The organism is Microcoleus sp. D3_18_C2, assembly GCF_036702395.1.
In the GTDB taxonomy this organism is placed as follows: Bacteria; Cyanobacteriota; Cyanobacteriia; order Cyanobacteriales; family Microcoleaceae; genus Microcoleus.
In genome coordinates, this window is record NZ_JAUBTG010000055.1 from 1 (window position 1) to 11138 (window position 11138).

Consider the following 11138-nt stretch of genomic DNA (forward strand, 5'->3'; position numbering starts at 1 on the left):
TCCCGCCCGTCCAAAAAGGACGGGCGGGACGCCCATCCCACTTTCAAGAGTGGAAGTTATTTAATTCTCATTCCTAACGCAGATCGAACTCCCCGACTTCTTGGAGAAGTCGAGGATCGGAATCACCGATTAAGAACCATTTTTAAGCAATGAAAATCAGCGTTCCCTTGCTCATTTCCAAAGTATCGCCCATTTGCATACCATTGTGAAAAGCACCCAAAATCACCTCGCTAGTTTTGCCGAAAGCGATCGCCCCGCTAGCATCAATTCCAATTGCGCCAAAATCCCGTTGACGTTCGTCAGCTTCAGCAAAAGAACGCTCAAAAGCAGCTTTCAAACTCAAACCATCCGTTACCCGAATTACAATTCGCGCGGCCAAACACTCGTCCATAATGTGCTCGCCAATCCCCGTACAGCTTACCGCCGCACTCCCTGCCGCGTAATTTCCCGCCGGCATCGCCGAGTCACTAACCCGCCCAATCCGCTCAAAACCCTTGCCACCAGTCGAAGTCCCAGCAGCCAAGCGTCCATGCACATCCAAAGCTACGACTCCGATCGTACCCACACCGGCCGGTTCGGCAACCACGTCAGCCATTGCTTTGCTAAAATTGCCTTGGCGTTCCTGCATCCACTCGTGCAAACGCAAATCCGTCATCGGATCGTAAATCGGCAAGTGAAGTTCTCGCAGCAATTCTGCCGAACCAAAATCAGAGAGAACCCGATCGTCCGAAGTCTGCAAAAATTTAGCAAGTTCGATCGGATTTTGAACGCGAGAAACATTTATCGCCCCGCTGAAACGCTGCATCAAACCGTCCATCAGCGAAGCACTCATCCGAATTTGACCGTCCGACTGCACCACAGAACCAGTACCGGCATTGAATCGCGGGTCATCTTCCAACAATTGGCACCCCCGCACCACTGCATCTACGGCACTTGCACCGTCTTTCAGCAGCGGATAAACTTCCTCCAAAACATCGTAAAGCGATTTCCGCACCGCCTCAATTCCGCCTTTACTGTGTAGAGAACTGCCGGCACCGCCGTGAATAACTAGCTTTGGTTGCACTTGTTGCGATGCCATAATTTATAACCTAATAACCTAAAATTTTTCCTTTGCAATCTTAGCTTTGATCGAGCAACTTACCCTAAATTCTTAATCTTGAGCCGCCAAACGGCGGCGACGACAACGTTCGGAGCAGTATTTGACCTCATCCCAGCAGTCGGCCCATTTTTTGCGCCAAGTAAAAGGTCGATCGCATACCGGGCACATTTTTGTCGGTAAATCAGATTTCGATCGTTGCTTAGCCATGCTAATTTTGACAATAGATTAACTAATTCCCATCTTGTACCATTTTTATGAACAGGCAAGATGCCTGTTCCACAAGAGTTAAATTTGATTGTGGAACAGGCATCTTGCCTGTTGCTAAGGAAACAACCTAATTTCTACCAAACACCTCCCCAAATAAAAATGCTCGAAACGGCCGACGCCAACATCCGAATAGTTTTAGTCGAACCGGCAGGCCCATTGAATGTCGGTTCTGTTGCCCGCGTCATGAAAAATATGGGTTTGCACCAATTAGTTTTGGTAAATCCCCAATGCGATCATTTAGGGGAAGAAGCCCGACTGATGGCAGTTCGCGCCGCCGACATATTGGAAACGGCGAAAGTAGTCGAGAGTTTGCCCGCTGCTTTGGTTGGGTGTGTCAGAGCGATCGCAACTACAGGGGATGATAGTCGATCGTTGCCAACACAACTAGAAGAACCCGCAGAGGCCTTGCCTTGGCTCCTAGAAGCCCCCAGCGCCCTCATTTTCGGCCGAGAAGACTGCGGCTTGACCAATGCCGAATTAAACCGCGCTCAACGCCTGATCCGCATTCCCAGCAGCGATGCCTACACATCTCTAAATCTCGCCCAAGCCGTCGCTATCTGCTGTTACGAACTATACCGGGAAGAAGGAAGAAGGAAGAAGGAAGAAGGAAGAGGGAAGAGGGAAGAAGGAACAGGGAAGGAAGAAGAAGATGCCTCGTTCCCCGGCTCAGCCGGGGAACGCATATCCAGAGGCTCTGCCTCTTCAATACCCCATGCCACAGATAATTTATCAACTTGTTACCAAGAACAACTTGCCACCCGCCAGACAGAAAATCTCTCAATTCCCCTCGCCAGTGCTCCCTTGGAAAATTTAGAGGGATATTACCAGCAACTAGAAACGCTTTTACTCAAAATAGGATATTTGCAGCAGCACACAGCAGCAAGCCGGATGGAAAAATTTCGGCGTTTGTACAACAGGGCTTATCCGACAGTGGATGAAGTCGCCATGCTGCGGGGCGTCCTCCGCCAAACAGAATGGGCAATCAAAAGTTACCCACGAGAGGCAAATTCTGATACTCTGGATGGGGCGTTGCCGGAAAATCCAACAGATAGCTAGGAGAACTTTCCTGTACCCACTTGTCACCTTCAAAACAGGGTTTCTTGACTAAAAACCTAAGCTTTGCGATAATTTGCGGGCAATAAACCCGGTTGCTGATACCATGCAGCGTCTGGGGTAAATCTAAAATCTAAAATCTAAAATCTAAAATTGATTGGCTGACAAGCGGAAAAATCTTAAACTTGAACTTTACATTAGTGATGAAGGAGTAAGACGTGGCAGAGCGGTTTCCCAAAGGATCGATATTATCGGTGATATCCTCGTCGATATCCTCTCCCAACTCCGGCTCAAAGCAGCCTAAGTCCGGCAAAGCAAGTCAGTCTGGCAACTCGGGCCGCCGCCGCCCTCCCCAACCGCAAAACGGCAATCCAGAAATTCGATCGCCCGAACCTGCAACTTTGCCACCGCAACAGGGCCGGGGCAGCAGAATTGGAGCCAATTCTCCCACATCTTCGGAAGAATTTACTACACAAGACTTTTTATCCGATCCTCGATCGGCAATTAACCCCAGAAAACCCAGAACCAGCAAAACTCCGCAGTCGAAGACTCGCCAACCACGCAAAAAAGGCCTCGCTGCTGTCGATATGTTCCAGTTTCCAGATCCGACTCTGGAGCGGGAAAATGTGAGTTCGATCGCCAGCAATCCCAACACCCAGATCCCAACAGCCACTCCCCCTACCACCCGTGGAAGTCGTCCCACTTCGCCCCCAGTTCGCATTCCAGACACGGTAATCCCCCCAGATGTCAAAAAACCCCCCGTGCCTAAACCGCGTCCGCAAGCGAGCCAGAAACCGGGCAAACGCTCTGCACCTCGGAGCGTGCCGCCGTTGGTGTATGCTACTCGCTTGCTGATTCTGGGAGTTGGGATAGCGGTAATTTGCGGTACGCTGCTGTCGGTGGTAAATGCTGTGAGTCGAGCATCGACTGTAGCGACAGAAGAACAAACCACCACAGGGCAGAACAACCCAGCCGATAGCGCATCTGCGGCACCAGCAGCCCCAGAAGTGCTGCAACTGAATCAAGAATTAGCGGCTTTGAAAACCAAAGTTCAAGTTTTAGCAACAGAAAATCCTAGTTTAACAGCCGGAATATTTCTAGTCGATTTAGATACTGGAAGCTACCTAAATTTTAATGGCGATACTGCTTTTGCTTCAGCTAGCACAATTAAAGTACCAATTTTAGTAGCTTTTTTCCAAGCAGTAGATGAGGGCAAAGTGCAGTTAGATCAGGTGCTGACGCTGAAGTCCGAACACATTGTCGGCGGTTCTGGGGATATGCAAGACGAGTCTCCGGGTAAGAAGTATTCGGCTTTGGAAGTTGCCCAAAAGATGATTGTTGTCAGTGACAATACGGCGACAAATATGATGATTGAGTTGTTGGGAGGTGCTGAGGTTTTGAATCAGCATTTTGCAAATTGGGGTTTGAGTACCACGGTTCTGCGTAATAATTTGCCAGATTTGGAGGGTACTAATACTACCAGTCCGAAGGATTTGATTAATATCATCGCCCAGATCGATCGGGGTAATTTGGTATCGGTGAAATCGCGCGATCGTATTTTGCAAATCATGCGACAAACTAGAAATGATTCTTTGCTGCCGAAAGGTTTAGGCGAAGGTTCAATTATTGCTCACAAAACCGGCAACATTGATACAATTCTTGCGGATGCCGGTATGGTGGATTTGCCGAACGGTAAGCGTTATTTGGTGGCGGTGATGGTGAAGCATTCGCCGGAAACAGAGAAGCCAGCTCAAACATTGATTCGGGAGATTTCTCGGATGAGTTACCGCTATTTGTACGGTGGGGAAACGCCAGCCGATTCAAAAGTTAAAATTAAAAATTGAAAATTCAACCGGGTTTTTTCCGGCTATTGTTGTAGACTTTATCAAACTATAAACCAGTTGGTATTATGAAACTAAACATTCGACTTGCTTGTCTAGTAGCGCTCTCAATTTTAGCTGTGGGAGTCTTCCCTACCTTGAGTAATGCTAATCCTGCTCCTGAATCTGAGACGGACGGCGTGAGAGCGATCAACAATAATATCGAACTCAATCGGGCGAAAAACTTAGCCCGTCAAGCAGCAGAAAGGGCTAATGGGGGTTTAGGCAACTATCGAGCTGAAGCTTCTATGCACGGTATTTCTAGGGAATCGCCGTTTGTAGACAATGGCGATGGAACTTGGACTTTTACTTTTAAGGGTTCCAAGCCTGGTTCGTCTGTCTTTACTGTAGAAACGGTTGTTACGGTTTCTCAAGATGGAAGGGTGAGAGTCGATTACAACGGGCAAATTCGCGAGTTATCTCCATTGTGAATAACTGTGGAAATATCGGGCTATGCAGTTTCAATCCTCGATCGGGATTTAAGCTAACGGCATTTTTTCCCTTTGTTACAATCAAGGGAATTCCCCTCCTCACATCAGCACTAATGCAAATTATCCTAGAAGTTCCCGATATCCTCGGCGAAAAACTGCAACAATTGGGCGATCGTCTCCCGGAAGCCCTGGATCGCGCACTTCGGGAACTCGCCCCCGCAGAAACCATTCCCTACCAAGACGATCGCCAAATAGTGGAACTGCTAGCCAGTCAACCCAGCCCAGAAGAAATCCTCGCAATCCGCCCCACACCTGCGTTGCAAGCCCGCATGAGCGAACTGCTCGATCGCAATAAATCCGGCACTATTTCGGCCAGAGAGGAAGTCGAACTCGATCGCTATTTGCTGTTAGAACATTGGGTGCGTTTAGCCAAAGCTCACGCCTACAAACGCTTACAGACAGAAGCATGAGTTATGTACCAGCCACTGTGCGTCGCGTCGTCACCCAACGCGCCGGAGACCAATGCGAGTATTGTCGATTTCCCCAAACGGCTTCACTCTTTGCCTTTGAAATGGAACACATCATTGCTGAAAAACATGATGGGGTCACCGTCGTGGAAAACCTAGCGTTATCCTGTCCTTGCTGCAACCGTTTCAAAGGAACTGACCTAGGTTCTATCGACCCTGAGACTGGACAGCTAACTCCCTTTTTTAATCCCCGTCTCCAGGAATGGTCAGACCATTTTCGGCTAGAAGGAGGAGCAATCGTCCCACGGACACCAGAAGGGCGCGTAACCGCTAAAATTCTGCAATTTAACCTCCTAGAACGCATCCTCGAACGCGAGCAACTTATCAGTATTGGGGAATATCCAGCACCCAGCCCACAAACCACATAAACAGTAGGTGATTATAAAATCAACCCAACGATGCAGATTGTAGCAATAATTTAGATAAGTGGTATTACAAAACAAATGAATAATTTTAATTGTGAAAAAACCGTCTAACTGGAATAGTCTTATAGACTCATGGGGTGATTGTAATTCCCCGTATGCTTATATAGTAGCTTATTATCTTTCAAGATTTGATAGAGATGCTTATCAGAAATTGGGATTTGGTAATATGACTGATACCCATGAAAAAATAGGCTCTCTACTTGGAATTTCCGCTAATACAATCAAAAATTTGAGAGATGCCTTTGATCCTTATCATGAAAATAGGCGTAAAGGCTGGTGGCAGAGAGAGTTATGGCGTTGTGAGAAAGAAATTTATGAAGGATTTCAAGAATATTCTGAAGAAGAACTCTATGTTTTAGTTTGCAAAATTTTAACCACACCCAAGCTTGATTTTGAACAGCTTTTCGATTCTTTTAGTGTCTCAGATGATACGCTAATATTTCCTGATGAAGTCGGAGAAGTAGAGGAAACTCAAACTTTTAAAGAAGGTTCTATTCGTCAAATACAAGTTAATGCTTATGAACGAAATAATCCAGCTCGCAAAAAATGTATTGAATATTATGGGCTAAATTGTTATGTTTGCAAGTTTAACTTTGAAAAAGTTTTTGGAGAAATAGGTAAAGGTTTTATTCATGTTCACCATATAATACCTTTAGCTGAAATTAATCAAGAATATGAAGTTAATCCTATTCAAGATTTACGTCCACTATGTCCTAACTGTCATGCAATGATTCATAGGAAATATCCTCCATTTACTATTGAAGAAATTAAAGATTTACTTAGTAAAAACTGACTTCGTAGATAGATGTCCAAGATATTTTATGATACCATTTAGGCTCAAACCCTTGCCGCACCAGGCATACAGCCGAAAGATTTGACAATTCCCGCATCCAGGATAACCGCCACGTGATTCATCCGTCCAGAAATAAAAAACCTGTATCCGATCAACCAGCCCCCGAATTTATCCGTGGGGTCAATGCTTCAATCTAAAATCTAAAATCTAAAATCTAAAATCGATTGACCCCTCAAAAAAACACCTACCGATTCACGGAAATTCCAGGAACCGGAAAGCGATTAAACACTCGCGACTGCTAACTGTTCTGCCGCCTCTTTCTCGTTCATCTCGTCGAGTTTTTGCCAAACTTGCTGCATCAATTCATCCAATCCAAGTCTACTAACGGCGGAAATCAACAAAACAGGAGCGCCGCTAATTTCTTTAAGTCGGCTGATTAAATTACCGATTTCTTCGCTTTCGAGGTCGATCGCATCTACCTTATTAAAAGCCAAAATCTGCGGTCGATCGGCTAAACCACGCCTGTAAGCCTTCAATTCTTCCTGAATTGTGACATAATTGGCGATCGGATCTTCATCGGTAATATCGATCAAATGCAGCAACAACCGAGTCCGTTCGATGTGCCGCAAAAACTCGTAACCCAAACCAGCACCTTCGTGAGCCCCCTCAATTAATCCCGGAATATCAGCAAAAACAGTACCGTCGCCGCTGGGTTTTCTGACTACGCCCAAATTCGGGACTAAAGTTGTAAACGGATAATCTGCTATCTTGGGGCGGGCCGCAGATAAAGCTGAAATTAAGGTGGATTTGCCAGCATTGGGCATCCCCAGAATTCCCACTTCAGCTAATAGCTTCAATTCCAAACGCAAAAATTTGTGTTCTCCTTCTTTTCCCGGCATCGCATAATCTGGAGCACGGTTAGAATTGGTCAGAAAACACTTGTTTCCCAAACCGCCTTTGCCACCTTTGGCTACGCAAAAAGTCTGTCCGGGCGTTACTAAATCTGCTAAGATTGCCTGAGTTTCCGCGTCGTAAACTACTGTACCGCAGGGAACTTCGATCGTGCGATCGTCCCCACCTGCACCAGTCATATTTTTCGGCGCGCCCCGCTTCCCGTCATCGGCTTTAAAAATCCGGTTGTACTGAAAATCTAGCAGCGTTTGCAGGCTTTCCACCGCCACCATATACACGGAACCGCCTTTGCCGCCTGTCCCGCCACTGGGCCCGCCCGCCGGTACATACTTTTCTCTGCGAAAAGCTACCATACCGTCGCCACCTTTGCCGGCTGCGACTTGAATATCTGCTCGATCGATAAATTGCATAATTTAGTCAGTTGTCAGTTGTCAGTTGTCAGTTGTCATATCATGTCCAATCGAGCGATTAAGAGGGCGGGTTTTTGAGATTGTCAATTATTGGCAAATATTTTTCGTGAACCCGCCCCTACCTTATTAGGGGTAATCGACCGGACATGATATCACTTGTCATTGGTCAATTGTCAATTGTTAGTTGTGATTAGTCATTAGTTATTATACCAGATGCAAGTACAATATTCCCCTTTTCCTATAGTCCGCGTCGGCGGACGACAGCCAAGTTTAGTCGCGATTTACAGTTGCCGGAAAATTATAATTTTACCAATTTTTAAAAGTAGTTCAGAACCAGAGATTGTACGTGAGCATTTGTAGGGAAACGGCAATGCCGTGTCCGGCTCCTAAATTGGCGATTTTTAATAATTTGTATAAGCTTGAGGATTGTACCAAAACTGGGGTTGAATTAGTATTATCAAAGCAGATTTGATATTAGCAGGACTCACGCACAAAAACTGCATAAACCCGGTTTTTCTACTGGGGCGGATGGGTGTAATGATGTTTTTTCGTAGAAAAACCAGGTTTTTGCGTTCAGGACTAATTAGTAGTCATTGGTTAATAGTTACAGTCATTAATCCAAGATTTTACCAGAATGGCTAATGGCTAATGACTAATGACTACTAACAATAGGACGATACATCTTCCTTACATTCATCTGCCAAATAGCAGAGAGCTCGAAAGCGCATCCCGACTAACTGTTCGTAAAGCGGGTTAATCTGGCACATCGCCGGAATGTGGACGATTTTGCGACCAAATAACACGACATCTCGCTCAAACGGACACTGGGGCGGAATAATTTTACAGACAAAGTGTGCCACTTTGGGGTCGTGAATTTCCCAGCCGTCAAGCCAGTCTTTGACGGGTTGCAGGACATCTTTGTGGTGAGGTTTAGGTAGCCGAGATGAAAGGGGTGTTCCGGCGACGGGGGCGACATTGGCATCAAAGACTATTTGGCTGCTGGGCCCCTGCGGATCATCGCACTTGCTGTCTTCGATGGTGTGTCGCAGAGCTTCCAGCGCCTCTACATTGTGCCCCAAAGCTGTGCAAAACTTAGAGATTACCTCGTCTTCGCTGAGCGAGTAGGTACCGTCTGCCAAAGCTACCATGACTGCTGTCCTCAAAAAATCCTCGCCTTTGGCGGTGTCTTTCCCTAACACAGCGGCTAATTCCTCTGGGGCAATAGGTTCAAAACCCTCCTCAAAAGATACCGGGTGTAGTTCATCCTGAGTTAGATTTGCAATCATTTTTTGCTCGTCTTCGTCAAAGTTGCCGTCTGCCCAAGCAATTGTCAGCAATCCCCGCAGCCAAGCAGTAATCTCTTCATTGGTGCAGGAAGATTTAGCGTTACTCATTAGCATTTCCACTTGGATGTACCAGTCAATTTGTTCGTTTACAGCGGACTCAATATTCCCCTCCCAATAATTTTTACTGGTTTTGTGGTCGATCGACGATCTATTTGTGGAAGGTTTGTGGCCGAAGATTGCTCCAAACGCTTGTAGTGGATGTGTTAAAAGCATATTTGTTTCTGTGCAGCATCTCTGACTAGCGAGCTAATCTTTTGGCTAATCCTATTCCCTAAAAAGTCATCTATCGGGAGGAATAGGTTGGTTGAATTCATCTTAACTTTAGTTGCACCCATTGAGATGGGGATCGACTTTTATTCCAGCCGGATTGCCATTAGCAACCCAATTTTTCGCCAAAAATAAAAGGTTGGCAAGCGCGGGATCTAATCAGACACTGGGTTTCTTACCCAGGGGCGATCGAACTTCGCTCTCTTTACATTTTAATATATATTTTTGTGAATTTTTCTGTACTGGCAGCACAATATTAACAGCGAGCAGGGTTTAAGCTGTTGAAATAAAAATATATGAGAAAAAATTGACCGCCGAGCAAAGCTTTTGATTGCTGTGTCCGTCTATAAATGACCGATTTTTTTTAACTTCGGCGGCACAAAATCCAGCGCAATTCCATTGGCGGGCGTGCGTTTGCCATCGGGAAGACATCTCGACCCGTGGCCCAACTGGGAAACCAGGGCGTCGGGGGCCAGGCTGCTTCCGGCAGGTGGTGGCGTTCATATTCAAACACCAATTCGTCGGATATTTGGACTAAGGGCAACCCTTCCATTGCAGTGGCGAGTTCTTGGGGCGTAAATAAAGTAGACCAGGAGAGTTGGGCAACTTGTCGCACGAGGGCATCAGGCTGGTAGTCACCGACGGTTAAAAACGTGCTGAACAGCAACAGACCTCCAGGAGACAGGGAATCGCACATTTTAGCGAGGAAAAGCCGTACTTGATCGCTGTCTCGAAAATGTGAGATGACTTCGGCGGCAACTGCCAACTGGTAGCGGGCCGGTTTCATCCGCATTAAGGGGTCGAGCACATCGCCTTCAGTCACTGTCACGGGAAGGTTTTCGGCTGTTACTGCTGCTTTCAATTGTTCTGCAAAAGCTGGGGCTAGTTCGATCGCATCTACAGAATAGCCCAATCTCGCCAGGGGCAAGGTATTGCGGCCGGTACCAGCCCCCACGTCCAAAATCCGCACTCGATCGGGCGTGCCCAATTTAGCAGCCGTTGCCATCAATTTTGCATCTGGATGAGAACCGAAAAGCGGAGGTTCTCTGGTGTCTACCCAGCTTTTGTACTGTTCTCCAACACTTGAGGTAGTAACAATCACTTTGCAGGCTAAACCGGTTTGCGGCGGCTGCACTGATTCGTATTGCAGGATCAGCATCGATGCTGTGGAGGTGCGGTAGCCTTGTTCTAACTTGGTGGCTAAAAGCTTGCTGAGTTCGTCTCTGCGGTCTTCGGGCAGGGGTCTGTCGAGAGTGCTAAATAGCTTTTCTATCGACTTGAGATAGTGGCTTAGCATTCCCGGTACGCAGGGGAAAATTAATTCTCCGCGAGCGTTTATGCGAGTATTAATTTTGTATAGGATAGCTTGCTGGAGAATGTCGGGATTTACTACCAGCGGTAGCTGTTCGGTCTGGTTGATTGTACTTTCGGCGCCCATAAATTCCGCGAAGAGGTGATTAGCTGTTAGTTGTTAGCTGTTAGTTGTTAGCTGTTAGTTATTAGTTATTTGTTATAACTCACATTTTGCACCCTTTTCAATAACAGGCAAGATGCCTGTTCCACAAAGAGTAGATTTTCTTCTTGTGGAACGGGCATCTTGCCCGTTCATAAAGCTTATTGACAATGGTACATTTCAGTTATAACTCACATCTTGCACCCTTTTCAATAACAGGCAAGATGCCTGTTCCACAAAGAGTAGATTTTCTTCTTGTGGAACGGGCATCTTGC

12 protein-coding genes are annotated in these 11138 nt (G+C 46.5%); 7 read left to right on the top strand and 5 right to left on the bottom strand.

From position 1 onward, the window contains the following. Nucleotides 1–142: 142 nt before the first annotated feature. Nucleotides 143–1078, bottom strand: coding sequence for an isoaspartyl peptidase/L-asparaginase (locus QUA88_RS24030; RefSeq protein WP_333056878.1), 936 nt, complete (start codon nt 1076–1078; stop codon nt 143–145). A 72-nt stretch (nt 1079–1150) separates the two neighbouring features. After that, nucleotides 1151–1306 carry a DUF2256 domain-containing protein gene (locus tag QUA88_RS24035; protein WP_006631540.1) on the bottom strand — a complete coding sequence of 52 codons (156 nt, stop codon included), beginning with the start codon at nt 1304–1306 and terminating at the stop codon, nt 1151–1153. A gap of 159 nt (nt 1307–1465) precedes the next feature. On the opposite strand from QUA88_RS24035, the gene QUA88_RS24040 reads away from it, so the two are divergent. The 7 genes from QUA88_RS24040 (at nt 1466) to QUA88_RS24070 (ending at nt 6475) form a co-directional block, all read left to right on the top strand. Further along, nucleotides 1466–2422 carry an RNA methyltransferase gene (locus QUA88_RS24040; protein WP_333056907.1) on the top strand — a complete coding sequence of 319 codons (957 nt, stop codon included), beginning with the start codon at nt 1466–1468 and terminating at the stop codon, nt 2420–2422. A gap of 154 nt (nt 2423–2576) precedes the next feature. Continuing rightward, complete coding sequence (locus QUA88_RS24045) at nt 2577–2723, top strand: hypothetical protein (RefSeq protein ID WP_333274223.1); 147 nt, start codon at nt 2577–2579, stop codon at nt 2721–2723. Continuing rightward, nucleotides 2674–4263, top strand: coding sequence for a serine hydrolase (locus QUA88_RS24050; RefSeq protein WP_333274226.1), 1590 nt, complete (start codon nt 2674–2676; stop codon nt 4261–4263). Before QUA88_RS24045 ends, QUA88_RS24050 begins: the two co-directional genes overlap by 50 nt. Nucleotides 4264–4328: 65 nt before the next feature. Further along, entirely contained in the window at nt 4329–4730 is a 402-nt protein-coding gene (locus QUA88_RS24055) for a hypothetical protein (RefSeq protein WP_333056875.1), read from the top strand. Continuing rightward, nucleotides 4727–5200, top strand: a complete 474-nt coding sequence (locus tag QUA88_RS24060) for a hypothetical protein (RefSeq protein ID WP_333056874.1) — start codon at nt 4727–4729, stop codon at nt 5198–5200. The genes QUA88_RS24055 and QUA88_RS24060 overlap by 4 nt, the downstream gene beginning before the upstream one ends. Continuing rightward, nucleotides 5197–5625, top strand: coding sequence for an HNH endonuclease signature motif containing protein (locus tag QUA88_RS24065; protein WP_333056873.1), 429 nt, complete (start codon nt 5197–5199; stop codon nt 5623–5625). Before QUA88_RS24060 ends, QUA88_RS24065 begins: the two co-directional genes overlap by 4 nt. Nucleotides 5626–5716: 91 nt before the next feature. Next, nucleotides 5717–6475 carry an HNH endonuclease gene (locus tag QUA88_RS24070; protein WP_333056872.1) on the top strand — a complete coding sequence of 253 codons (759 nt, stop codon included), beginning with the start codon at nt 5717–5719 and terminating at the stop codon, nt 6473–6475. Between the two features lie 281 nt (nt 6476–6756). On the opposite strand, the gene obgE is transcribed toward QUA88_RS24070, so the two are convergent. The 3 genes from obgE to QUA88_RS24085 all read right to left on the bottom strand — a co-directional run bounded on the left by obgE (nt 6757) and on the right by QUA88_RS24085 (nt 10848). Beyond that, on the bottom strand, nt 6757–7797 hold the full coding sequence (gene obgE, locus QUA88_RS24075) for a GTPase ObgE (protein WP_333211907.1): 1041 nt from the start codon (nt 7795–7797) through the stop codon (nt 6757–6759). A gap of 662 nt (nt 7798–8459) precedes the next feature. Continuing rightward, nucleotides 8460–9356, bottom strand: coding sequence for a Mo-dependent nitrogenase C-terminal domain-containing protein (locus QUA88_RS24080; RefSeq protein WP_333056868.1), 897 nt, complete (start codon nt 9354–9356; stop codon nt 8460–8462). A 418-nt stretch (nt 9357–9774) separates the two neighbouring features. Beyond that, entirely contained in the window at nt 9775–10848 is a 1074-nt protein-coding gene (locus QUA88_RS24085; RefSeq protein ID WP_333056867.1) for a class I SAM-dependent methyltransferase, read from the bottom strand. Between the last annotated feature and the right edge of the window lie 290 nt (nt 10849–11138).